20 protein-coding genes and 1 pseudogene are annotated in these 22642 nt (G+C 67.0%); 14 read left to right on the top strand and 7 right to left on the bottom strand.

What is annotated here, in order from left to right; genetic code table 11:
- Nucleotides 1-29 precede the first annotated feature (29 nt).
- Both AB4Y35_RS05080 and AB4Y35_RS05085 read right to left on the bottom strand, forming a co-directional pair.
- Entirely contained in the window at nucleotides 30-1316 is a 1287-nt protein-coding gene (locus AB4Y35_RS05080; protein ID WP_368703565.1) for a cation:proton antiporter, read from the bottom strand.
- 177 nt (nucleotides 1317-1493) lie between these two features.
- Complete coding sequence (locus AB4Y35_RS05085) at nucleotides 1494-2321, bottom strand: DUF72 domain-containing protein (RefSeq protein WP_368703566.1); 828 nt, start codon at nucleotides 2319-2321, stop codon at nucleotides 1494-1496.
- 184 nt (nucleotides 2322-2505) lie between these two features.
- On the opposite strand from AB4Y35_RS05085, the gene AB4Y35_RS05090 reads away from it, so the two are divergent.
- Complete coding sequence (locus tag AB4Y35_RS05090) at nucleotides 2506-2910, top strand: transposase (RefSeq protein WP_342920871.1); 405 nt, start codon at nucleotides 2506-2508, stop codon at nucleotides 2908-2910.
- Between the two features lie 48 nt (nucleotides 2911-2958).
- Here the strand turns inward: AB4Y35_RS05090 and AB4Y35_RS05095 are convergent, their stop codons facing one another.
- Nucleotides 2959-4632, bottom strand: coding sequence for an AAA family ATPase (locus tag AB4Y35_RS05095; RefSeq protein WP_368703567.1), 1674 nt, complete (start codon nucleotides 4630-4632; stop codon nucleotides 2959-2961).
- A 204-nt stretch (nucleotides 4633-4836) separates the two neighbouring features.
- Here AB4Y35_RS05095 and AB4Y35_RS05100 point away from each other — a divergent pair, with 204 nt between their 5' ends.
- Nucleotides 4837-5814, top strand: coding sequence for an acetyltransferase (locus AB4Y35_RS05100; RefSeq protein ID WP_368703568.1), 978 nt, complete (start codon nucleotides 4837-4839; stop codon nucleotides 5812-5814).
- 16 nt (nucleotides 5815-5830) lie between these two features.
- Here the strand turns inward: AB4Y35_RS05100 and AB4Y35_RS05105 are convergent, their stop codons facing one another.
- Nucleotides 5831-8266: a phosphoketolase gene (locus AB4Y35_RS05105; RefSeq protein WP_368703569.1), complete on the bottom strand. Its 2436-nt coding sequence runs from the start codon at nucleotides 8264-8266 to the stop codon at nucleotides 5831-5833.
- Nucleotides 8267-8592: 326 nt separating this feature from the next.
- On the opposite strand from AB4Y35_RS05105, the gene AB4Y35_RS05110 reads away from it, so the two are divergent.
- The 8 genes from AB4Y35_RS05110 to AB4Y35_RS05145 all read left to right on the top strand — a co-directional run bounded on the left by AB4Y35_RS05110 (nucleotide 8593) and on the right by AB4Y35_RS05145 (nucleotide 14559).
- The gene (locus tag AB4Y35_RS05110; RefSeq protein WP_368703570.1) at nucleotides 8593-9579 is read left to right on the top strand and encodes a zinc-dependent alcohol dehydrogenase family protein; all 987 of its coding nucleotides are present in this window, start codon (nucleotides 8593-8595) and stop codon (nucleotides 9577-9579) included.
- Between the two features lie 155 nt (nucleotides 9580-9734).
- The gene (locus AB4Y35_RS05115; RefSeq protein ID WP_368703857.1) at nucleotides 9735-10196 is read left to right on the top strand and encodes a universal stress protein; all 462 of its coding nucleotides are present in this window, start codon (nucleotides 9735-9737) and stop codon (nucleotides 10194-10196) included.
- A gap of 389 nt (nucleotides 10197-10585) precedes the next feature.
- A complete protein-coding gene (locus tag AB4Y35_RS05120) occupies nucleotides 10586-11137 on the top strand; it encodes a hypothetical protein (protein WP_368703571.1) in 552 nt (183 codons plus the stop codon).
- A complete protein-coding gene (gene phbB, locus AB4Y35_RS05125) occupies nucleotides 11127-11873 on the top strand; it encodes an acetoacetyl-CoA reductase (RefSeq protein ID WP_368703572.1) in 747 nt (248 codons plus the stop codon). Before AB4Y35_RS05120 ends, phbB begins: the two co-directional genes overlap by 11 nt.
- Before the next feature lie 252 nt (nucleotides 11874-12125).
- Entirely contained in the window at nucleotides 12126-12557 is a 432-nt protein-coding gene (locus AB4Y35_RS05130; RefSeq protein ID WP_368703573.1) for an Hsp20/alpha crystallin family protein, read from the top strand.
- Nucleotides 12558-12793: 236 nt separating this feature from the next.
- A complete protein-coding gene (locus AB4Y35_RS05135) occupies nucleotides 12794-13006 on the top strand; it encodes a hypothetical protein (protein ID WP_342920863.1) in 213 nt (70 codons plus the stop codon).
- Between the two features lie 159 nt (nucleotides 13007-13165).
- Nucleotides 13166-13327, top strand: a complete 162-nt coding sequence (locus tag AB4Y35_RS05140; protein ID WP_368703574.1) for a hypothetical protein — start codon at nucleotides 13166-13168, stop codon at nucleotides 13325-13327.
- A 242-nt stretch (nucleotides 13328-13569) separates the two neighbouring features.
- Complete coding sequence (locus AB4Y35_RS05145) at nucleotides 13570-14559, top strand: hypothetical protein (protein ID WP_368703575.1); 990 nt, start codon at nucleotides 13570-13572, stop codon at nucleotides 14557-14559.
- 70 nt (nucleotides 14560-14629) lie between these two features.
- Here AB4Y35_RS05145 and AB4Y35_RS05150 read toward each other — a convergent pair whose 3' ends face one another.
- The gene (locus AB4Y35_RS05150) at nucleotides 14630-15514 is read right to left on the bottom strand and encodes an SH3 domain-containing protein (RefSeq protein WP_368703576.1); all 885 of its coding nucleotides are present in this window, start codon (nucleotides 15512-15514) and stop codon (nucleotides 14630-14632) included.
- A 270-nt stretch (nucleotides 15515-15784) separates the two neighbouring features.
- Between AB4Y35_RS05150 and AB4Y35_RS05155 the strand changes: the two genes are divergently transcribed.
- Entirely contained in the window at nucleotides 15785-17107 is a 1323-nt protein-coding gene (locus AB4Y35_RS05155) for a TIGR00366 family protein (RefSeq protein WP_368703577.1), read from the top strand.
- A 40-nt stretch (nucleotides 17108-17147) separates the two neighbouring features.
- Here AB4Y35_RS05155 and AB4Y35_RS05160 read toward each other — a convergent pair whose 3' ends face one another.
- Together AB4Y35_RS05160 and AB4Y35_RS05165 are read right to left on the bottom strand one after the other, a co-directional pair.
- Nucleotides 17148-17516, bottom strand: coding sequence for a DUF488 domain-containing protein (locus tag AB4Y35_RS05160; protein ID WP_368703858.1), 369 nt, complete (start codon nucleotides 17514-17516; stop codon nucleotides 17148-17150).
- A 42-nt stretch (nucleotides 17517-17558) separates the two neighbouring features.
- A pseudogene (locus AB4Y35_RS05165) lies at nucleotides 17559-18158 on the bottom strand (uracil-DNA glycosylase family protein); the annotation flags it as partial.
- Nucleotides 18159-18369: 211 nt separating this feature from the next.
- Here AB4Y35_RS05165 and AB4Y35_RS05170 point away from each other — a divergent pair.
- The 3 genes from AB4Y35_RS05170 (at nucleotide 18370) to hpnR (ending at nucleotide 22548) form a co-directional block, all read left to right on the top strand.
- A complete protein-coding gene (locus AB4Y35_RS05170) occupies nucleotides 18370-19428 on the top strand; it encodes a patatin-like phospholipase family protein (RefSeq protein ID WP_368703578.1) in 1059 nt (352 codons plus the stop codon).
- Nucleotides 19425-20912, top strand: a complete 1488-nt coding sequence (locus AB4Y35_RS05175; RefSeq protein ID WP_368703579.1) for a GntP family permease — start codon at nucleotides 19425-19427, stop codon at nucleotides 20910-20912. The genes AB4Y35_RS05170 and AB4Y35_RS05175 overlap by 4 nt, the downstream gene beginning before the upstream one ends.
- 91 nt (nucleotides 20913-21003) lie before the next feature.
- On the top strand, nucleotides 21004-22548 hold the full coding sequence (hpnR, locus tag AB4Y35_RS05180) for a hopanoid C-3 methylase HpnR (protein WP_368703580.1): 1545 nt from the start codon (nucleotides 21004-21006) through the stop codon (nucleotides 22546-22548).
- The last annotated feature ends 94 nt before the right edge of the window (nucleotides 22549-22642 follow it).

Below are 22642 nucleotides of genomic sequence, written 5' to 3' on the forward strand. Positions count from 1 at the left end.
CGTGCGCGGTCGGGGCGAAGCGGCGCGCGTCAGCCGGAAGTGTGTGGCGCGATGCCGAGCCAGCGCGCCACCCGCCCCAACGTGAGGCCGTTGCAGAGCAGATTCAGCAGCACGAAGGCGGCGGCCATGGCGGCCGCGAACGCGCGGGTGTCGGGCGATAGCGCGTCGTTGCGCGCGACGCAGATCGCGAGCGTGAGCGTGACCGGCCCGCGCACGCCGCCCCACGCGATCAACCATTGATGCGCGCGCGGCAACGGCTTGCAGATGCCAAAGCGGCTCAGCAGCGGCACGAAGATCGTCAGGATGCCGAAACGGCTCAGGGTGGCGGCCAGCAGCGCGAGCCCGAGCGGGAGGGCGTCGCGCAGATGCAGCCTGTGCACCAGACCGGGCACGCGTGCCGATGCGAGCAGAAAGACAGCGGCGGAGGCGATGCCAGCCTGGTACGCCCAAAGCTGGCGAAACAGCCCCTGGCTCGCGGCGGGCTGGCGTGTTCGCATGAGCTGGCTGGCCGCGAGACCCGCGCACACCACGGCGGCCACGCCGGACACATGCAGCCCGTGTTCCGCGGCCGGATAGAGCAGCGTGGGCAGCGCGAGCGAGAGCGCGTACTCGGAAAAAGGCAGGCTACGCAGCGCGCTCGACGTCGCGACGAAAAGCGCTCCCGCGAGCGCCCCGAACGCACAGCCGCCGACGAGCGAAACGAGGAAGCCTGCGAGCGGATAGCCGTGCGTGTGCGTAGCGGACGGCGTGAGGATCAGCGCGCCAGTGAGGAGCGTGGAGATGCTGATGGCGGCGGCATCGTTGAGCAGGCTTTCGCCTTCGACCAGCCGGATCAGGCGGTCGGGCGCGCCGCTGTTGCGAAACAGCGCGATCACGGTGGACGGATCCGTCGTGCTGACGATGGCGCCGAGCAGCAGGCACACGATCAGGCTCTCGCCGCTGCTGATCCACGTGGCGAGGCCAACGGCTGCCGCGGCGGCCACCACGGCGCCGATCGCGAGCAACAGGATGGGCGCGAGATCGGCGAGCAGTCCGCGCGTATCGACCTGCAGCGCCGCTTCGAAGAGGATGGGCGGCAGGAAGATCCAGAGATAGGCCTCGGGCGGAAGCGATGGCGTGAGCAACGGGACGACGCTCGCAGCGGTGAAGCCGGGCGCGACGTGGCCCAGGGCGAGGTAGCCGGCGCCGAGCAGCACGCCGGCGCTGGTCAGGCCGAACGAATCGGAGAGGCGAAAACGCTGTGCGGCGGCATGGCAGAGCGCAATGATGAGGAGCAGGACACCGGCGCGGATGGTGAATTCGATTGCGGTTTGCAAAGGCAGGACACTCCGTGGTGCGGTTGGGCGGCGGGAGCGACAGTGCCCGCAACGCATCGATTCAGTATCCCGCTGCGTTGCAAGTTTGCATGTTGATACATATCAACTCGCCGCTGACGAAGTCATTGCGGCGGCGTTACGGTCTTTTACGTGTCGGATGAGATGCGCCGTGCGCGGCTAGCTCGCGCCGAGGCGCTCGATCAGCGCCATGGCTGCCGCCGGGTTGCGCTCCTTAAAGCCGCTGATGACGTAGAGATACACGTCCCGGCCGGCCTTGGCGGCGAGCGGCTTTGCGTAGGTGGCGAGGTCGTCGGGGGTTTCACCGCGTGACCACGCGAGCGCGCGCTTCGCCCAGAGGTCGAGGTCGGCGGGAGCGTAGCCCTGCGGGTGGCCCTGCACGGTTCCCATGATGCGGGCATAGACGAACGGTGCGCTCGTGTCGCCGATCAGCGGGTAGCTGGAATCGCCGCTGATGACGATCGCCGCCTTGTGCTTGCGCGCGAGCGCGACGAATTCCGGCGTGCAGAAGCTCTCGTCGCGCACTTCGAGCGCATGGCGCAGCGGGCGGCCTTCGGCTTCGTCCGGCAGCAGTTCGAGAAATCGTGCGTAGTCCTCGGGATCGAAGCGCTTGCCTGGCGTGATCTGCCAGTTGATCGGCCCGAGCTTGTCGCGCAGGTTCAACACGCCGCCGCTCAGGAAGCGTTCGATCGTGGCCCCGGCTTCGGCCAGCACGCGGCGATTCATTGCGAAGCGCGGGGCCTTCAGCGAGAACACGAAGTCTTCGGGTGTTTCGTCGTGCCAGCGCGTGAAGCTTTCCGGGCGCTGCGCGCCGTAGTACGTACTGTTGATTTCCAGCGTCGAGAGATGACGGCTCGCATATTCGAGCTCGCGGCGCTGCGCAAGGTCGTCGGGATAGAACGCGCCACGCCACGGCGCATAGATCCAGCCGCCCACGCCGACGCGTATCCGGCCGTGCCGGGCTTTTGAAGTGGATGAGGGCGCCATGGGAAATCCGTCATCGAAGCCGGGATGGCGCAGTGTAGCGCAGCACCGGCCACGGCCGCTGGCTAGCGTGCCGATTCCGAACCGGCGAGTTCATCTCGATTTTTAGGCATAGTCCGATATTTTCTTGTGCGTTGTGAGGCTACTTTAGTCCTGTTGTGTCAGATAACTTTACAGGGACCATCAGATGTCTTCCCGCATATCTCCGGAACTTACCGATGCGCAGTGGCGCAGCATCGCGCCCATGTTTCACGAAATCCGCGTTGACGGTCGCCGCCGCGGGCGCCCGGCGCACAATCCTCGTCACGTTTTCGCGGGTATCCTTTGGGTACTGGCCACCGGTTCGGTCTGGTCGAAATTGCCCGAGCAGTATCCCGATTTCCGCACCTGCCATCGCCGCTTCAAGCTGTGGTTCGACGCCGGTCTCGTACATCACGCCATGGAGCGACTGCACGGCGAGGAAGGCCTCGCCCTGTGCGCGGCCATGGCGGCACGCATGCAGCCGTGGCGCGCGCCGGCCGGCCGCAAGCCGCGGTTTCCGGTGGCGTCCTCGCTGCGCTGGCCGCTCGCGCGGCCTTTCGTGGAGCGATAAGCGGGCACGGCGCCGCCTTCTGCGGCGGATCATCAGTCCGCCGCAGCTTCAGATCTCCCCATCCTCCGCACCCATGCGTGCGAACAGCGGCGCCCACCACGGCTCGCGCGAGAACGCCCCGATTTCCACGTCGGTATTGAGATCAACGGTGCGCTGCCGTTCGCGCGCATCGAGTGGATCGGCTTGCGCCAATTGTGCGGCGAGCACGTCGGCGCCGGCGTCGGAAGCGTCGCGTGGCCCGCGCGCGCGAACGTTCACACGTTCGGCGAGCCGCGCTTGCGGCGCGTGAAAGTTCACGATCAGCATTGGCCGGTTCAGCTCACGCGCGAGCGCTGCGAAACGCGCGCGATGCATTGCCTTGAGAAACGTCGCGTCGACTAGCGCCGTGTAGCCCGCGTTCAGCACGTCGCGCACGTGGGCGACGAGGCGCTCGTAATGCGCGTCGACTGCGGCTTGCGTGTAGGCGCTCGCCGGCAGCGCCTCGAGCGAGGGCGGCGCGAAGGGTTCGAGCCGCTTGCGTTCGAGATCGCTCGACACACGGATCGCTCCGCTCAATTCGGCGAACGCGCGGCTCGCCACCGACTTTCCCGACCCCGAAAAGCCGTGGCAGAGCAGAAGCCAGGGCGCGGGCTCGCGCATGGCGCGCGCTTCGCCGGCCGCGAGCGCCAGGTAGCGCGTGGCGGCGCCTGCGCCCGCTTGCGCGTCGGACCGCGCGCGCGATCCCGCCTTGAGCATCGCGACCAAAGCCCGCACCAGCGCGCGATAGACGATATAGAGCCGCAACGCCGCGAGCCCGGCGAAATCGCCCGTCGCTTCGAGGGAGCGATTGAGCAGACGGTGGGCATAGGCGGCGTGGCCGTGCGCGCGCAGATCCATCAGCAGGAACGCAAGATCGCAGGTCACGTCGATCCAGCGCAGTTCGTCGCTGAACTCGATGCAATCGAACATCAGCGCGTGTCGCCCGTAGCGCACGATGTTGTCGAGATGCAGGTCGCCGTGGCAGGCGCGCACGAATCCGTCCGCGCGACGGGCGTCGAGGTGCGGCGCGAGGCGTGCGAGTTCGCTTTCGCAAGTCGCGCGCAACGCGGCGCTTGCCACCGCGTGCGCCGTGCGCGGATCCGCTTCGAGGGGCGCGAGTGCCGCGAGCACCTGGTCGCGCAGCAGGGCTGCCGAGCCGAGGCGCGCCGCGGGCGCCATCGGTCCGCGTCCGGCCCGGCGCGCATGCCGATGGCTCGCGGCGAGGCTGGTTGCGGCCGCATCGATATCGGCCGTGCCCAGTTCGCCGTGCGCGAGCAGGTTCGAATACAGCAGACGCTGGTCGAAGCGGCGCATACGCACCGCATAGTCGACGACTTTTACATTGGCGCGCACGCCGCGCCTGGGCCTGAGCCTGCAACGCCGGCCATCAAAAAATAGCTCGCCCGTGTCGCGATAAATCGGTCCCGCGAAGGGCGCATTCAGACGAATCTCAGCTTCGCAGCAGCGGAGTCGGGCATCGAGCCGCACAAAATTGACGAAGCCGAAATCGACGGGCTTCATGATCTTGTACGCATACCTCCCGGCGAGATACACCACGGAAATATGCGTTTCGATGCGCACGATGCGCCCTGCCGGGTGCGCATACGTGGAGGCACGCGAGAGCGCAGCGTCCACGAGGCGACTGTGGCGGCGCGCCGTGCGCTGACGGTTGAGGACATGGTGTGAGATCGGCGTGTCGGACATCGGCGTGGCTATCGTGGGAATGGAGGGCTACGGGGCGATACGCGTCGGAACCAGCATACCGCGAGCCAGCGTGGGAAGGCCGTCGCGCGGCATGTCAAGGCTTGATCGAAGCGATCTGCGTGGGCATCGGCGACTCGTACCTTTTGTGCAATCCGGGGACGCTGCGCGATACTGTCAAGTTCAACCCAACGGAATTCCGGAGACATGGCGCATTTCGACGTATTCAACGGCGACGCAGACGGCATCTGCGCGCTGCATCAACTGCGGCTCGCAAGGCCGCGCGAGGCGACGCTCATCACCGGCGCGAAGCGCGACATCGCGCTCGTCGAGCGCGTGCCCGCCCAGCCGGGCGATTCGCTCACGGTGCTTGACATTTCGTTCGACGTGAATCGCAAGGCGCTCACCGCGCTGCTCGCGAAGGACGTCGCGGTCGAATATTTCGACCATCACCACGCGGGCGACCTGCCTGTGAACAGGAATCTCATCGCGCACATCGACACGACGGCGCAGGTCTGCACGAGCGTGCTCGTCGACCGCCATCTCGCCGGCCGCTACCGGCCGTGGGCGATCGCGGCGGCCTGGGGCGACAACCTGCCCGACACGGCGCAGGCGCTTGCCCAGCAGGCCGGGCTCGATGCCGCGCAGGCCGTGCAACTGCGCGAGCTTGGCGAGTCGATCAACTACAACGCTTACGGCGACTGCGTCGAAGATCTCATGATCGCGCCGCTCGATCTGTACGCGGCGATGAAGCCCTATGCCAACCCGTTCGATTTCATCGCTTCCGAGCCCATCGTCGGACAGCTCGCCCGTTGCCGTCACGGCGATCTCGAACTGGCCCAGGCCATCGCGCCGCTCGTCGCGCTCCAGTACGGCAGCGTTTGCGTGTTGCCCGACGAGCCGTGGGCGCGCCGCGTGCGCGGCGTGTTCGCCAACGTGCTCGCCAACGAGGAACCCTCGCGCGCGCACGCGGTGCTGAGCGTGAACGCGGACGGCAACTACGCGGTGAGCGTGCGCGCGCCGCTCACGGAACCGCGCGGCGCGGATGAACTCTGCCGCGCGTTCCCCGGCGGAAACGGCCGGGTGGGCGCGGCGGGCATCGATTGTCTCGAATCGAACCGGCTCGACGCGTTCGTCACCGCGTTCGCACGCGTGTTCGGGCGCACGAAGCCGGCTTCGGCCTGAGCGGCGCAAGGCGCAACTACGCCGTTTCGCCCGAACCCTGCGCGCCGCGCGCCGCCGGCCAGCGCCAGTTACGGATTTCGGGCATGTCGTCGCCGTACTCGTCCACGTAGCGGCGGTGCGCGGCCAGCTTGTCGTGCAGCGTCTGGCGCAGGTGCGCCGCGCGCTGCGCGAGTCCGTCCACGCGGTCGATCACGGCTTCGCACAGGTGAAAGCGGTCGAGCCGGTTGAGCACCGTCATGTCGAACGGCGTAGTCGTCGTGCCTTCCTCGATGAAGCCGTGCACGTGAATGTTCGCGTGATTGGCGCGCCGGTAGGTGAGCTTGTGGATCAGTGTCGGATAGCTGTGGTGCGCGAAGATCACCGGCTTGTCGGTCGTGAAGAGCGCGTTGAAATCGGCGTCGGGCAGACCGTGCGGGTGACGGTCGGCGGGTTGGAGCGTCATCAGGTCCACCACGTTCACCACGCGGATCTTCAGGTCGGGCAGGCAGGTGCGCAGCAGATCCACGGCGGCCAGCGTCTCCATGGTCGGGACGTCGCCGGCGCAGGCCATCACCACGTCGGGCTCACCGTCGTCGTCGTTGCTCGCCCATTGCCAGATGCCGATACCGTCCGCGCAGTGGCGAATGGCGGCGTCCATGTCGAGCCATTGCGCCTGCGGCTGCTTGCCCGCCACGATGATGTTGATGCGGTTCCAGGTGCGCAGCACGTGGTCCGTCACGGCGAGCAGCGTGTTGGCGTCCGGCGGCAGATACACGCGCACCGTGTCCGACTTCTTGTTCACCGCATAGTCGATGAAGCCCGGGTCCTGATGGCTGAAGCCGTTATGGTCCTGGCGCCACACGTGCGAGGTGAGCAGATAGTTGAGCGAGGGCAGCGGCCGCCGCCACGGAATCTCGCGGATCACCTGCAGCCACTTTGCATGCTGGTTGAACATCGAATCGATGATGTGGATGAACGCCTCGTAGCACGACATGAAACCGTGGCGGCCCGTGAGCAGATAGCCTTCCAGCCAGCCCTGACAGGTGTGCTCGGAGAGGATTTCCATCACGCGGCCGTTGGTGGCGAGCTGGACGTCGTCGGGTGTGACTTCCGCGAGCCACGTGCGCGACGTCACATCGAATACGTCGCTCCAGCGGTTCGACGCGGTTTCGTCGGGGCCGAAGATGCGGAAGTTGCGGGTGGCGTCGTTCACGCGCATCACTTCGCGCAGGAACGCGCCCATCACGCGCGTAGCTTCGGCGTCCACCTGACCGGGTGCGGGCACCGCCACGGCGTGGTGCTCGAAGGGCGGCACGCGCAACTCGCGCACGCGGCCGCCGCCGTTCGAACGCGGGTTCGCGCTCATGCGCTTTTCGCCTTGCGGCGCGAGCGCGGCGATGTCGGGCACGAGGCGGCCTTGCGCGTCGAACAGTTCCTCGGGCTTGTAGCCGCGCATCCAGCCTTCCAGCAGCGCGAGATGTCCCGGCTTCGAAATGTTGGCGAGCGGCACCTGGTGCGAGCGCCACGAGCCTTCGGTCTTCTGGCCATCCACGGTCTTCGGGCCCGTCCAGCCCTTGGGCGTGCGCATGACGATCATCGGCCAGCGCGGGCGCACATAGCCGGGCGGCAGGTTGCCGTGTTCGTCCGCGAGTTCGCGCGCAGTCTTCTGGATGCGCGCGATGTCGTCGAACGCGGTGTCGAGCGCGGCGGCCATCAGGCGATGCGCCACGTCGGGTTCCTCGGCCTCCACGAAAATCGGCTCGTGGCCGTAGCCCTTCATCAGCGAGGCGAGTTCGTCGTCGCCTATGCGCGCGAGCACGGTCGGCCCCGCGATCTTGTAGCCGTTCAGATGGAGGATGGGCAGCACCGCGCCGTCGGTGGCGGGATTGAGGAACTTGTTCGAGTGCCAGGCAGTGGCGAGCGGGCCGGTTTCGGCTTCGCCGTCGCCCACCACGCAGGCGACGATCAGATCCGGGTTGTCGAACACCGCGCCGTAGGCGTGCGAGAGCGCGTAGCCGAGTTCGCCGCCTTCGTGGATCGACCCCGGCGTTTGCGGTGCGACGTGGCTCGGGATGCCGCCCGGAAAACTGAACTGCTTGAAGAGCACGGCCATGCCCTCGGCGTCGAGCGGCACGTTCGGCCAGGTTTCGCTGTAGGTGCCTTCGAGCCAGGTGTTCGCGACGACAGCGGGGCCGCCGTGGCCCGGCCCCGCGAGAAACAGCACATCGAGATCGCGCGCGTTGATGATGCGGTTCAGGTGCGTGTACAGAAAGTTCAGGCCCGGCGTGGTGCCCCAGTGGCCGAGCAGGCGCGGCTTCACGTGCGCGAGCTGCAGCGGCTCGCGCAACAGCGGATTGGCGAGCAGATAAATCTGGCCAACCGAGAGATAGTTGGCCGCGCGCCACCAGGCGTCCATGCGGCGCAGCAGGTCGTCGGAGAGCGGCGGGTAGGCAGGGGTGTCGGTGGCGTTCATGCGGGGCTCCGGTTGCGCGGCGGCGGAAGGCGGACCGAGGCGGACTGCGTGCGCGACGCGGCGGCGCGCGTGGCGCGAGCGTGCGGCCCGCACGGCGGACGGACTCCGCGCGCGAGGCCGGGCGGCGGCCCTCGTGTCCTGTGGGATTCGTCTTATGGTGCCACGATCGCGCGGCACGCCACGCGTGGATGTCCTGTGGCGGCGAGTCGCATCGCGATAGCTGCGCCGCAGCGCGCAATGCACGACAGCCCGCGGTCCGATTGCATAACATGGTTTTATGGTGATCGATGCGGCGCGTCTGCCGCGTTCTGGCGAGGAGGAAAGCGATGCGGGCAATGCTGTTCGACGGCGAGAATCCGCGGCTGAGCGAAGCCGATCTACCCGATCCGGTGCCGGGCGCGGGCGAACTGCTGATCGACGTGCGCGCGTGCGGCGTGTGCCGCACCGACCTGCACGTCGTGGACGGCGATCTCGCTCAGCCGAAAAAGCCGCTCATTCCCGGCCACGAGATCGTCGGCACGGTCGCGGCGCTCGGGGCCGGCGTGACGGGTTTCGCGCCCGGCGACCGCGTGGGCGTGCCGTGGCTCGGCCACACCTGCGGCCATTGCCGTTTCTGCGCCGACGGGCGCGAGAATCTCTGCGACGCGCCCGGCTTCACGGGCTACACGATCGACGGCGGCTATGCCACGCGCACCGTCGCCGACGCCCGCTACTGCTTCCATCTGCCGCGCCAGTACAGCGACGTCGAGGCCGCGCCGCTCCTCTGCGCGGGACTCATCGGCTATCGCTCGCTCGCGATGGCGGGCGATGCACGGCGCATCGGCATCTACGGCTTCGGTGCGGCGGCGCATATCGTCGCGCAGGTCGCCCGCCACCAGGGGCGCACGGTCTACGCGTTCACGCGTCCGGGCGATGCGGCGGCGCAGCAGTTCGCGCGGCGCCTCGGTGCGACGTGGGCGGGCGGCAGCGACGAGCGCGCGCCTGAGGAACTCGACGCGGCACTGCTGTTCGCGCCGGTCGGCGCGCTCGTGCCCGCCGCGCTGCGGGCGCTGACGAAGGGCGGCACGGTCGTGTGTGGCGGCATCCACATGAGCGACATTCCGTCGTTTCCTTACGCATGGCTGTGGGAAGAGCGGCGCATCGTCTCGGTGGCGAATCTCACGCGCGAGGACGGCACGACTTTCATGGCGATTGCCGCGCGGCACAAGCTCGAAATCGAGACCACGCCGTACCCGCTCGCGCGCGCGAACGAGGCGCTGGCCGATTTGCGCGAGGGACGGCTCACGGGCGCGGCGGTGTTGACGATGCGCTGAGCCGGTCGGGTGGATCACGCTGCCGACGCAGTAGAGACAACGGGTCGCACTGGCCGGGGCGCGCATCCGTACCCAAATGCGCTACAACGATCTTTATCTAGATAGCGCGCGCCGGGAGCCGGTGCGCAACATGGGCAAGGCCCGGGAGGTCCATGATGTACAAGCAGATTCTGGTAGCGGTCGATGGCAGCCGCAGCGGCCGGCGCGCGCTCGATGAGGCCGTGAAGATCGCGAAGGCGACGGGCGGCGCCGTTCAGGCGCTGTGTGTCGTGCGGCATCCGGCGCGGCTCGTGGACGTGAGTTCGGGCTTCGCCGAAGAACAGGCGCGCCACTCGGCGGAAAACGACGCAGCAACGGCGGCGCTCGAAGAAGCAAAACAGGTGTTCGCCCAGGCTCAGGTGCCGGGCACCACGCGCGCAGCCGATTCGAGCGGCGAGGAGATCGCCGCGGTGATCTCGCGCATTGCCGCCGAGGACGGCGCGGACCTCGTCGTGATGGGCACGCGCGGCTTGTCGGGCATGAAGCGCATCTTGCTCGGCAGCGTGGCCGAATCGTTCCTGCGCATGGCGGACCGGCCGGTGATGCTGGTGCGCGCCGAAGAGGTGCCGGCCGCCTGACCGGGGCGCCCGGGTCCACCGGCCGGTTCGCGTCGAGGGCGCGATCGGCCGGGCAGCGTTCCCGCCCTTACAGTCCGTCGCGAAATACCCGCAATGACAAGCCTCGTTTTGACTCGCTGCGCATCAGCTATCTCGAAATGTGACATCGATCAAGCGACAAATCGCCCATTCGGCGCGCGGGAGCCCGTCTTACTGCCTATGATGTTGGCTTGAGCCGGCTGTCTTGCGAACACACGGCACTCCGAAGCATCCCGTTCCCCATCGTCGCGCGTGAAGCGCTTTTATTTCGCTCGCCGCAGCCCGCGTCCCGTCGCGGTCCACAGCGGTCCCTTTGGCAGCAAACGCATCCGGCCGCGCCGGGCGAAAGCTACATAAGGAGGAGATTGACCATGGCAACCGCTTCCCATCCCTCATTCGACGCCGCCTCGCTCGGCAACGCGATGGGCGCCTCATTCGACACTTACCGTACCAACACGTCGGCCGCGCTGCGCTTGCTCGCCGGGCAGCAGCAGTGGCGCGAGCAGATGTTGAAGCTGGAGCAGCGCCGCATCGCGCGCGACCGCGAGGCGGTCGAAGGCCTGCTCGAATCGCTGCGCACCGCGCGCGACTGGACCGATTTCGCGGTCGCCACGCAATCGGTCTGGCGCGACTATCTCGGCGCGAGCACCACGCTCTGGCAAGAGGGCGTCGCGGCGGCGATGCAGGGCGCGAGCACGTGGTCCGACAGTGCACGCGACTTCACGCAGCAGTGGCAGGAGGCCTGCGCGGGTGCGCAAGCCAGCGCTTCCAGGGTGCCGGGCGCGTTGCCGATGCGCGAGTGGATGAACGCCTTCGAGCGCGCGATGAGCAGCGCCGCCAATGGCGCCGCGCATCCGGGCAAGGCGGCGGGCGCAGGCCGTGCGCAGGGCGCGAGCGCGGGAGGAGGCCAGCATGGCCACTAAGCGCGTTGCTTTCGTCACGGGCGGCATGGGCGGACTCGGCGAGGCGATCAGCCGGCGCCTGCACGACGCGGGCATGACCGTCGCCGTCTCGTGCTCGGCGGCGAACACGCGCGCCGATGCCTGGCTTGCCGCCGAACGCGCGGCGGGCCGCGACTTCGGCTGCCACCAGATGAACGTCGCCGACTGCGACGCCTGCGAGCGTGCGGCGCAGCAGGCACTCGACGATCTCGGCCAGGTGGACGTGCTCATCAACAACGCGGGCATTACGTGCGACCGCAGCTTCGTGAAGATGTCGAAAGCCGATTGGGATTCGGTGATGCGCACCGATCTCGACGCGCTCTTCAACGTGACGAAGCCGTTCCTGCCCGGCATGATCGCGCGCGGCTTCGGGCGCATCATCAATATCGGCTCGGTCAACGGCTCGCGCGGCGCTTTCGGCCAGACCAACTATTCGGCGGCGAAGGCGGGCATGCATGGCTTCACGAAGGCGCTCGCACTGGAAGTGGCGAAGAAGGGCGTGACGGTGAACACCGTGTCGCCGGGCTATCTCGCCACGCAAATGGTGGAAGCCGTGCCGCAAGACGTGCTGGACGCGCGCATCCTCCCGCAGATTCCGGTAGGCCGTCTCGGCCAGCCGAACGAGGTTGCGGCACTGGTGGCGTTCCTCTGCTCGGACGACGCGGCGTTCATCACCGGCGCCGATATCGCGATCAACGGCGGCATGCATATGCAATGACGCGCCGCGCGGCGATGCAAAATATTTCGCGTGCGGCAAAAAAAGGGGCTTGCAAACACGCGAGGCGCCTTCATGTTGGAACGGTCAGCGGCAGCGACCGCGCCGCGCGAGCGGCGCGCTTCGTTGCCGGCGATTCTCCGTCGTTGGCCGCAGAGAAGTCGTGCATCTGCGCCATCTGACAGTGAATTTAGGAATCCGATGCAACGTCGTCGTTGCATCGACACGAAAATCGTTCAGCCCATGGAGGCATCAATGAGCACTATCTCGCGTTACGATCCGTTTTCGATGGAAAGTGTGCCCGATCTGTTTCACGGGCTGTTCCGGCCGTTGCGTGCCACGAGCGGTGTGGAAGGGCAAGCGGCGAGTATCCGCATCGACGTGACGGAAGACGAGGCCGGTTTCACGGTGAAGGCCGAAATGCCCGGCGTCGACCGGAAAGATATCGACGTGAAAATCGATGGCAATCTCGTGTCGATTGCCGCGAAAGTCGAGCGCGGCAGCGAGCTGAAGGAAGGTGAGCGCGTGGTGCGTCGCGAGCGTTATGCGGGCAGCGTGAGCCGCGCGTTCACGCTCGCTGCGGAAATCGACGATGCAAAGGCGAGCGCGCAATACAAGGATGGCGTGCTGACGCTGACGCTACCGAAGCGGGCCGCAGGCGCCAGTAAGCGCCTCGAAATCAACTAAGGCTCAAGAGGCGTTGAGCGGGCGGCGCGCAGACTGCATATCGTGCAGCTGCGCGCCGCTTTCTTGCTTCAGACACCGGCGCGTAACACAGCGAAACACGACTGTAGCGAAACTGTACGATTGACTCGCTATGCTGGGATGACTCAAGCCCACGGCCCTTCGGTCGATTGCTTTTCGGGCAGGTGGCTGGAATCGGTGCTTACGCTTCGATTCAGGCCAACAACTGGAGAGACCTGATGCTCAGTCACCACGAACTAGCGACCTTGCTGCTGATCCGTGATGCGGACGCGCCGATTCAGATGCTCGATTCCGATTTCCTGGCGCTGCAGCGCTATCGTCTCGTCGAAATGGACGAGGCGGCCGGCGACCCCACGCTGCGCCTCACCACCCGAGGTCGCGAACTGCTGCGGCGCCTCACACACGACGAGGGTGGCGAGCCCACTATGTGAGCGGCCGCCGTGCCCCGGTCCTGCGCAGCAAGGCGTGTCAAGAGCGTTTCATCGAGCGCTACGCCCGTTACATCCGTGTAATACGCTGCGGAACACTCTGCGATACAGTGCTGGCTTTTGATTCCCACCCACGCTGTTTTCACACGCAAGAGCCGAGTCATGACCGCCGTTACCAAGCCCGCTGTCCGCCTGTTCGCCCTGATTTCCTGCGCCGCGCTGTTCGCGCCGCTCGCCGCCGTCGCCCAACCGTACCACCACGAAGTGTGCCACGTCGAGCACGTTCACCATCACGCTGAGCGCGTCTGCCATCACGTGCGCTGATATTGCGCCGAGCGCGAAGCTGACTGCAGGAAAACGCCGCACTTTTTGTGCGGCGTTTCTTTTTTATTCATGTAATTAGGATGGCGAAATAAATATCGGAAGTTTGTTCTGCGTCATCCCGTAATTAATTGAAAGAGTGGGTTCACACAAAAAATGTCACGGCGCGGTATGCTCCGCGTTCCGTTGCATACGTTTTCCTTGCAGCGAGTCACGTCATCCCAACCGCAAGGCCAACGCACGCAATGAAAAACATCACGTCGCTAGCCGCAGCCGGTGTTGTCGGCAGCGCGCTCGCCATGGCTTCGGGGTCGGTTTGTGCGCAGGAATTCACGCTCTACACAGGGCCGCTCAAAAGCGGCGCCGATCACACCTATTCGTGGCAAATGGATTACACGGAGGGTTTCGGCCAGTATTTTGCCGGCAGCATTGCGTGGTTGAACGAAGGCCATATTCCGAACCATCACCGCGACGGCCAGGCGATCCAGGCGTGGGCGCGTTTGCCGCTCGCGCAGCGCCGCTTCGTGTTCGCGCTGGGTGTCGGGCCGTATCGCTATTTCGATACCGAGGCCGCGTCGCAGGGCCAGGGCTGGTCCGATACGCACGGCTGGGGCGTGCTCTACAGTGCGCGCGCCACGTGGTACTCCACGCATCGCTGGACGGCGAACCTGCAGCTCAACCGCGTGCAGGTGTCGCGCGGCCCATCGACGACATCGCTCATGCTGGGCGTGGGCTATCAGCTCGACGCGCCCGACACGCCCGGCCCGCGCGATTTCGCGTTGCCGCGCACGCAGAAGGTGACGAACAACGAGATCACGCTGATGGCGGGCGAGACGATCCTCAACAGCCTCGAATCGCAGACATCGGCGGCCGAGGCAATCGAGTACCGGCGCGGCATCAATTCCTTTCTCGACGCGACGGTGGGGTATCTGCACGAGGGCAATGGCATCTCGGCGCGTCGCGATGGCGCGACCGCGCAGCTCTGGCTCACGCGCGCGTTCTTCGACGAGCGTCTCACGCTCGGGTTCGGCGCGGGCCTCTACGCGGCGATCCATCACGGTGAGCATCCCGACGAGCGTGATACCGGCGACGGGATTCTCTCGGGACTCGTCTCCGTCTCGGCGTCCTATCGCTTCACGCAGCACTGGGCTGCGCGCGTCACGTGGAACCGCGTGGTCACGCGCTATAGCCGCGATACGGACGTGATCCTGGGTGGTATCGGCTACCGGTTCTGAGCGATGGTGATGTGGCCGGCGCGGGCTTGCCGTGGGTTGGCATGGACTTGCCCGCGCGCGAGTCGCGACGTTAACTACCTTGAGGCGGACGGCCGCCGCCACCGCCACCACCAGGCCCGCCGCCACCGCCAGGCCCGCCACCACCGCCACCACCGCCACCACCGCCACCACCGCCACCGCCACCACCACCAGGCCCGCCACCGCCGCCCGGGCCGCCACCACCACCGCCCTGTGGTCGATTACTCCCGCCGCCGGACGGCCGCCCGCCGCCTTGCCCCTGCGGCCGGCCACCGCCTTGCCCAGGCGGACGAGCATTGCCTTGTCCAGGTGGACGGGCATTCCCTTGTCCCGGCGGCCGCGCGTTGCCTTGACCGGGTGGCCGCGCGTTGTTGTTGCCGGGGCCTGCGCCGGGTGGCCGGTTGCCCTGGCCGGCATTGTTGTTCGGCGGACGATTCCCGCCGCCCTGGTTAGGCGGCCGTGCGCCGCTGGGCGGACGACCGACGGGCGGACGCGGCCGCACGGGCGGCGGCGGCACGGGCCGCGGCCCTGGATGGCGCGACCAGCGCGATTGATTGGAGTACCAGGGCCGGTCGCGGTAGTGCATGCCCCAGTACGCGCCGAGCGAGAACGTCACGATGGGCAGACCGATGCGCGGGCCATAGTTCATCACCGGCACGCGCTGTCCTTGCCACGGATAGCTGATGAAGGTGCCGTAGACCCAGCCGCGCAGGCCCGGAAAGCCGATGTCGCACCAGCTGAAGCCGGCGACGCAGCCCCATACCGTTACCGCCACGCCACCCGGAATCTGGGCGACGATAGGGAAGTCGGCCGCAGGTCCTGCGTAGATGTTCACGGTCTGATTCGTGAATGCCTGCGACTGGGCGTGCGCGGGCGGCGAAGCCGCGAACAGGCCGGCTAGCGCGGCGAGCACGACACCGAGAAACTGCTTGCGCATTGCTGCCTCCAGCTGGGTGGAATCACCCGGACATTTATTGAGATAGCAACCATAACGGTAGCAGATAAGACTTTTAGGGCGCGCCCAAGCATGTAACGGCTTATTTCGTGGGGGCGCACAATCACCGGTCAGGCGCGCGTTCGGCGCACATTCGGCCAATTGCCGGCGTGGCACACGCATTGTGCCGCGCTGTGCAAAAATCGCGGCCTCGGTTCGCAAAGAAGAAAACAGGCGACCGGTTCCGTATCAGCAGACGAGGAGCAGACCACCGTGATTCAGCGTATTTCCCAATTCTTTACCGGCGTAGTGCATCGGATCCTGCCGGATCCGCTCATCTTCGCCATCCTCCTCACCGTCGTGACGTTCGTGCTGGCGTTCGCGCTCACGCCGCAGCGGCCCGAAGCGCTCGTCTTGATGTGGGGTTCGGGCTTCTGGAACCTGCTCGCGTTCGCGATGCAGATGGTCCTGATTCTCGTGACCGGCCACGCACTCGCCAGCTCCGGCCCGGTCAAGCGCATGCTGGTCGCGCTGGCGAGTTGCGCGCGCACGCCGGCCCAGGGCGTGATGCTGGTTGCATTCGTGGGTGCGATTGCCTGCGCGATCAACTGGGGCTTCGGCCTCGTGCTTGGCGCGATGTTCTCGCGCGAAGTGGCGCGGCGAGTGCGCGGCGCGGACTACCGGCTGCTCGTTGCCGCCGCGTACATGGGCTTTCTCACGTGGCACGGCGGCCTTTCCGGCTCGGTGCCGCTCGTCGCGGCCACGAAGGGCAATCCCATGGAAAAGGCCGTCGGCCTGATCCCGGTCTCGCAGACCATCTTCACGGGCTATAACGCGTTCATCACGATCGGACTGATCGTGCTGCTGCCTATCCTCGTGCGTCTCATGATGCCGAAGCCCGAAGATGTCGTCTCGGTCGACCCCGCGCTGCTCGAAGATCCGCCGAGCGTCGAGCGCAAGCTCGGCCCCGACGCGACCTTCGCCGAGCGCATCGAGGAAAGCCGGGGGCTTTCGCTGCTGGTGGCGGCGCTGTGCTTCGTGTTTCTCGGCTTCCGGTTTCACACCAAGGGCTTCGCGCTCGACATCGACACCGTGAACCTCGTGTTCCTCGCCGCGGGCCTCGTGCTGCACAAAACGCCGATGGCCTACGCACGCGCCGTGGCAGGTGCCGCGAAGGGCGCCTCGGGCATCATGATCCAGTTCCCGTTCTACGCGGGCATTCAGGCGCTCATGGACCACTCGGGTCTCGCGGGCGTCATCACGAAGTGGTTCGTCGATATCGCGAACGTACACACGTTTCCGCTGCTCGTATTTCTCAGCTCGGCGGTGATCAACTTCGCGGTGCCTTCGGGCGGTGGCCACTGGGTCGTGCAGGGGCCGTTCGTGATGCCGGCGGCGCAGGCGCTGGGCGCGGACCTCGGCAAGTCGGCGATGGCGATCGCTTACGGCGAGGCGTGGACCAACATGGCGCAGCCGTTCTGGGCGCTGCCCGCGCTCGCGATCGCAGGCCTCGGCGTGCGCGACATCATGGGTTACTGCGTGACTACGCTGCTGTTCTCGGGCGTGGTATTCGTCGCGGGGATGTATCTCTTCTGAGCGTCGAGCGTGAAACGGACGGCGCCTGCGCGCCGTCCGCTCATTTGTGCTTTACGTGCTTCGCCAGATACTCGCGCAGCACGATCGCGTGATTGCGCTGGGTGTCATGGGAGCCATAGAGCAGGGTGATGTGCCCGTTCGCGGCCGCGTCGGCGAGCGGACGCCAGGCGTCGGGATTGGCGTTCAGCTCGGCCAGATAGCGCTTTTTGAATTCGGTCCACTGCTCCGGGTCCTTGTGGAACCATTGGCGCAATTCGGTGCTCGGCGCCACCTCCTTCAGCCATTCCACGTTCGCGAGTTTTTCCTTGCTCAGGCCGCGCGGCCACAGCCGGTCCACCAGATAGCAGTGGTGTCCGTCCCCGGGCAGCGGTTCGTAGACACGCTGGATATCGATTGCCGGTTTCGTCATCGTCGGCTCCTTGTTAGTGGTTTGCGCGTGGCGGCCCCCGGGTGCCAGCAGCGCTTGCACGCGCTCCTGCAGCGCGGGCAGGACCTCGTGTTCGAACCACGGGTGGCGCTTGAACCACGCCTGATTGCGTGGCGACGGATGCGGCAGCGGCACGAAATTGGGTGCGTAGTCGCGCCAGGCCGCCACCGTTTCGGTGAGCGAGCCGCGGCGCTCGCTGCCGAGAAAATAGCGCTGGGCATACTGGCCGACGAGCAGGGTCAGGCGCACGCCGCGCAACTGCTCGACGAGCCGCGCGTGCCATAGCGGGGCGCATTCCGGGCGCGGCGGGTTGTCTCCGCCGCTGCCGCGGCCGGGGTAGCAAAAGCCCATCGGCACGAGCGCGACCTGGGCGGCGTCATAGAACGTTTCGCTGTCGATGCCGAGCCACGTGCGCAGCCGTTTGCCGCTCGCGTCGTCCCACGGCACGCCCGAGGCGTGGACCTTCGCGCCCGGCGCCTGGCCGACGATCAGCAGGCTTGCCGTGTCGCTCGCCTGCAGCACAGGGCGCGGCCCGAGCGGCAGCGCGTCGGCGCAGGCATGGCAGGCGCGGATTTCGGCGAGCAGTTCGGGAAGCGGGCCCGAGAGTGAAAGCGGCCCCCGCAGCGGATGGAGATTCGACACGGCAAGGCGGGAAAGCGTGACGGGAGAACCAGTCTACCAAACGCCCTGGTGCGCCGCTGCGACCGGCCCGCCGCGTGGCGGCAGCAGCGCAATTCCGGCGCCGTTGAACCAGATTGCGCGCTGCGTCATTCTCGTGCGGCCATTTGCGCTTTTCCTGTAATCTCGCCCGTGGTCTGTCTGGAACGGAGCCGCAATGCCTGCCGAAGCCGAGACGTCAACCCGCACGACCCGCACCGAACCCTTGCTCGTCGATCTCGCGCTGCAAGGCGGCGGCTCGCATGGCGCATACACATGGGGCGTGCTGGATCGCCTGCTCGAAGAGCCGTGGCTGCAGATCGAAGGTATTTCCGGCACCTCGGCGGGTGCGATGAACGCCGCCGTGCTCGCGAGCGGCCATGCGCTGGGCGGCGCGGCCGGCGCGCGTGAGGCGCTCGAACGCTTCTGGCGTCGCGTGGCCGACGCCGCGCGCTACAGCCCGTTCCGGCGCGGCCCCGTCGACATCCTGCTCGGGCGCTGGACGCTCGATCATTCGCCCGTGTTCGTCGCGCTCGACATGATGGCGCGCGTCGTCTCCCCGTATGACCTGAATCCGGGGCGGGTGAACCCGTTGCGCACGATCCTTGCCGACACGATCGACTTCGACGCGTTGCGCCGCTCGCGCATCAAACTCTTCGTCACGGCCACGCGCGTTTCGAACGGCCAGGCGCGCGTGTTCCGCAATGCCGACGTCACGCCCGACGCGCTGCTCGCGTCGGCCTGCCTGCCCACGCTGTTCCAGGCCGTCGAGATAGACGGCGAACCCTACTGGGACGGCGGTTACGCGGGCAATCCCACGATTACGCCGCTGATTCGCGAGACCGATTCGGACGACACGATCCTCGTGCAGGTGAACCCCGTGGAACGCGCGGGCACGCCGCGCTCGGCGCGCGACATCATCAACCGCGTGAACGAGATCGCGTTCAACTCGCCGCTAATCAAGGAGCTGCGCATGATGGCGCTGCTGCACAAGGTTGCCGACGCAGGCAGCGAGGAGGGCCGCCGCTGGGCGCATATGCGGCTGCACCGCGTGCATAGCGCGAAGCTCGTCACGCTGGGCTCGTCGTCGAAGCTCAACGCCGAGTGGTCGTTCATCACGATGCTGCGCGACGAAGGCCGCCGCACCGCCGATGAATTTCTCGCGCAGCACGGTGCGCAGATCGGCGAGGCTTCCACGTTCAATTTCGAAGCGCTGCTCGAAGGGGTGCTGCAATGAGCGCGGGCACGCTCGTTATCGGCCTCGGGGGCATGCTCGCGAGTCTCGCGCTGCTGATCTGGCTCGCGTATCGCGGCTGGAGCGTGCTGCTGCTCGCGCCGCTGTGCGCCATGCTGGCCGCGCTCATTTCCGGCGAGCCGGTGCTCGCGCATTGGACGCAAACATTCATGTCGAGCACGGGCCGCTTTCTCGCCCAGTTCTTTCCGCTCTTCCTGCTCGGCTCGCTGTTCGGCAAGCTGATGGAAGACAGCGGCTCGGTCGATGCCGTGGCGCGCCTCATGATCGACAAGCTCGGCACGCGCCACGCGCTCGTGGCGGTGGTACTGGGCGGCGCGCTCGTCACCTATGGCGGCGTGAGCCTGTTCGTCGCGTTCTTCGTGCTCGCCCCCATGGCGCAGGCGCTGTTTCGCTCCGCCGATCTCCCGCGCCGACTGATGCCCGCTACGATCATGCTCGGCACGGCGACCTTCACGATGTCGGCGCTGCCCGGCACGCCCGCGCTGCAAAACGCCATTCCGATGCCGTTCTTCGGCACGACGCCGTTTGCGGCGCCGGGCCTCGGCGTGATCGCGAGCCTCGTGATGGCGGGCTTCGGCCTCTGGTGGCTCGGGCGCGCGGCGGCGGCGGCGCGGCGCAACGGCGAGGGCTTCGTCGAGCCCGACAACGGCGGAGCCGATGACGAAGAGCGCGGCAAGTCCTCGCTCGTGCGCGAGCGCGCGAGCCTCGCGCAAGCCTTCGATCCCGCCGAGATCGGCGGCGCGGCTGTGCCGGACCATGCCGGGCCGCCGTCGCCCTTCGTCGCACTCGCGCCGCTCGTGGTCGTCGTGGGGATGAACTTCGTGATGAACGTCGTGGTGTTTCCGCGCATCGACGCCTCGTATCTCGCCGAACCGCGCTGGGGTTCGACCACGCTTTCGGCGGTGGCGGGCGTGTGGGGTGTCTCGGTTGCGCTGGCGCTCGGCATCATCGTGCTGGTGGCGCTCAATCGCGGGCGGCTCGGCACGCTGCGCGAAAGCGTCGACGCGGGCGCCAACGCGTCGGTGTTGCCGGTGCTGAGCGTCGGCAGCCTCGTGGGCTACGGCGCCGTGATCGCCGCATTGCCCGCGTTCGAGGCCGTGCGCGACTGGGTGCTCGGCATCGGCGGCGGCCCGCTCGTCTCGCTCGCCGTGGCCACGAACCTGCTCGCCGGGCTCACGGGTTCGGCCTCGGGCGGCTTGACCATCGCGCTCGATGCGCTCGGCGGCACCTACATGCAGCTCGCCGCCCAGCATGGCATCGATCCCGCGTTGCTGCACCGCGTGGCCGTGATGTCGTCGGGCACGCTCGACAGCCTGCCGCACAACGGCGCCGTCGTCACGCTGCTGGCCGTGTGCGGCTCGACGCATCGCGAAAGCTACCGCGACCTCGTGGTGGTGAGCATCGTCGGCGCGCTCATCGCGCTCGGCGTGGTGATCGTGCTCGGTTCGCTGTTCGGCAGTTTCTGAACATCGTTCCTGCGCGAGACACGCCGCGGCGCAGCGATCCGCCAACGCGCGTAGACTCTCGCGAAGCGGCGGCCCTTCGCAAGGAGGCTTCATGAAATTGCTTGCTGTCCACCCGAGCGGACTGATGTACACGCGCGTGTTCCTGCGGCTCGAGCCGCTGGGTCTCGAATCCGTGGCCGGCACGGCGCGCGATGCGGGTCATGACGTGCGCCTGCTCGATCTGCAGGTCGAGACACACCGCGACCTCATGCGCATGGTGCGTGACTGGCAGCCCGAGGCGCTCTGCTTCTCGGGCAACTATCTGGCCAACATTCCCGAGATCATCGACCTGTCGAAGGCCGTGAAGGCCGCGCTGCCCTCGTGTTTCGTCTTCGTCGGGGGCCACAGCGTGTCGTTCACCGCGCACGATCTGCTGCGCCATGCCGAAGGCGCGATCGATTGCGTGCTGCGCGGCGAGGGCGAAGCTTCGGTCAACGAACTGCTCGAAGCGGTGTCGCGCGGCACCGACCTGCTCGCGGTGCCCGGCGTCCTCACGAGCCACGGATCGGGGCCGCCGCCGGGCTTCGTCGAGAATCTCGATCCGGTGCGGCCCGCGCGCGACCTGCTGCGCCATCGCCGCAAGTATTTCATCGGCACGCTCGATCCTTGCGCATCCATCGAGTTCGCGCGTGGCTGCCCGTGGGACTGCACGTTCTGCAGCGCATGGACGTTCTACGGACGCAGCTACCGCACGCGCAGCCCCGAAGTCGTCGTGGACGAACTGGCGTCGCTGCGCGAGCCGGGCGTGTTCATCGTCGACGATGTGGCGTTCGTGCACGCCGAACACGGCATGGCGATCGGCGAGGCGATCAAGCGGCGTGGCATCGACAAGCGCTACTACCTGGAAACGCGTGGCGACGTGCTTCTGCGCAACAAGGACGTGTTCCGCCTGTGGCAGTCCATTGGCCTGAAGTACATGTTCCTCGGTCTGGAGGCGATCGACGAGGAGGGGCTCAAGGCGTTTCGCAAACGGATCAGCCTCGACCGCAATTTCGAGGCGCTCGAGTTTGCGCGTTCGTTGGGGATTACCGTCGCGATCAATCTGATCGCCGATCCGGACTGGGACCGCGAACGCTTTGAGACGATCCGCCAGTGGTGCCTGGAGATTCCCGAGATCGTCAATATCAGCGTGAATACGCCGTATCCGGGCACGGAGAACTGGCAGCGCGAGGCGCGGCGCCTCACGAGCCTCGACTATCGTCTTTATGACATCCAGCACGCCGTCGTGCCGACGAAGCTTCCGCTGCCCGAGTTCTATGCGGAACTCGTGCGCACGCAGCAGGTGCTCAATCGCAAGCACATGGGCTGGACCGCGCTGCGCGGCGCGGCGGGGCAGGCCACGCACCTGCTGTTGCATGGCCAGACCAATTTCGTGCGCATGCTGTGGCGCTTCAACTCGGTGTTCAATCCGCGCCTGCAGATGGCCGACCACGCGCGCGAGGTCCACTACGAGATGACGCCGCCGCCCGGCATGAGCGGGGCGACGCAGGTCGATATGAAAACCGTCTACATTCATGGTCCCACCGGCCGCAAGGGCCGCAAGATCGACGACGCCACAGAGAACTTCGTCGACGAGACGCGCATGGGCCTTGGCTGATTTTTAGGCCGGCGCCGTCTTGACGCATACCGGTTGCGCACGCGTCCTACTGTCGGGTTGGACGCGCGTGCATAGCGGGTTCACAATCCACCGG

Source organism: Paraburkholderia sp. EG286A, assembly GCF_040965375.1.
Lineage (GTDB): Bacteria > Pseudomonadota > Gammaproteobacteria > Burkholderiales > Burkholderiaceae > Paraburkholderia.

Bases quoted from the DNA above. Each gene is read 5' to 3' on its own strand.
- AB4Y35_RS05150 (WP_368703576.1), bottom strand. From the start codon at position 15,514: ATGCGCAAGCAGTTTCTCGGTGTCGTGCTCGCCGCGCTAGCCGGCCTG.
- AB4Y35_RS05175 (WP_368703579.1), top strand. From the start codon at position 19,425: ATGAGCGCGGGCACGCTCGTTATCGGCCTCGGGGGCATGCTCGCGAGT.
- AB4Y35_RS05145 (WP_368703575.1), top strand. From the start codon at position 13,570: ATGAAAAACATCACGTCGCTAGCCGCAGCCGGTGTTGTCGGCAGCGCG.
- AB4Y35_RS05100 (WP_368703568.1), top strand. From the start codon at position 4,837: ATGGCGCATTTCGACGTATTCAACGGCGACGCAGACGGCATCTGCGCG.
- phbB (WP_368703572.1), top strand. From the start codon at position 11,127: ATGGCCACTAAGCGCGTTGCTTTCGTCACGGGCGGCATGGGCGGACTC.
- AB4Y35_RS05135 (WP_342920863.1), top strand. From the start codon at position 12,794: ATGCTCAGTCACCACGAACTAGCGACCTTGCTGCTGATCCGTGATGCG.
- AB4Y35_RS05090 (WP_342920871.1), top strand. From the start codon at position 2,506: ATGTCTTCCCGCATATCTCCGGAACTTACCGATGCGCAGTGGCGCAGC.
- AB4Y35_RS05105 (WP_368703569.1), bottom strand. From the start codon at position 8,266: ATGAACGCCACCGACACCCCTGCCTACCCGCCGCTCTCCGACGACCTG.
- AB4Y35_RS05160 (WP_368703858.1), bottom strand. From the start codon at position 17,516: ATGACGAAACCGGCAATCGATATCCAGCGTGTCTACGAACCGCTGCCC.
- AB4Y35_RS05170 (WP_368703578.1), top strand. From the start codon at position 18,370: ATGCCTGCCGAAGCCGAGACGTCAACCCGCACGACCCGCACCGAACCC.
- AB4Y35_RS05120 (WP_368703571.1), top strand. From the start codon at position 10,586: ATGGCAACCGCTTCCCATCCCTCATTCGACGCCGCCTCGCTCGGCAAC.
- AB4Y35_RS05115 (WP_368703857.1), top strand. From the start codon at position 9,735: ATGTACAAGCAGATTCTGGTAGCGGTCGATGGCAGCCGCAGCGGCCGG.
- AB4Y35_RS05110 (WP_368703570.1), top strand. From the start codon at position 8,593: ATGCGGGCAATGCTGTTCGACGGCGAGAATCCGCGGCTGAGCGAAGCC.
- AB4Y35_RS05140 (WP_368703574.1), top strand. From the start codon at position 13,166: ATGACCGCCGTTACCAAGCCCGCTGTCCGCCTGTTCGCCCTGATTTCC.
- AB4Y35_RS05095 (WP_368703567.1), bottom strand. From the start codon at position 4,632: ATGTCCGACACGCCGATCTCACACCATGTCCTCAACCGTCAGCGCACG.
- AB4Y35_RS05130 (WP_368703573.1), top strand. From the start codon at position 12,126: ATGAGCACTATCTCGCGTTACGATCCGTTTTCGATGGAAAGTGTGCCC.
- AB4Y35_RS05085 (WP_368703566.1), bottom strand. From the start codon at position 2,321: ATGGCGCCCTCATCCACTTCAAAAGCCCGGCACGGCCGGATACGCGTC.
- hpnR (WP_368703580.1), top strand. From the start codon at position 21,004: ATGAAATTGCTTGCTGTCCACCCGAGCGGACTGATGTACACGCGCGTG.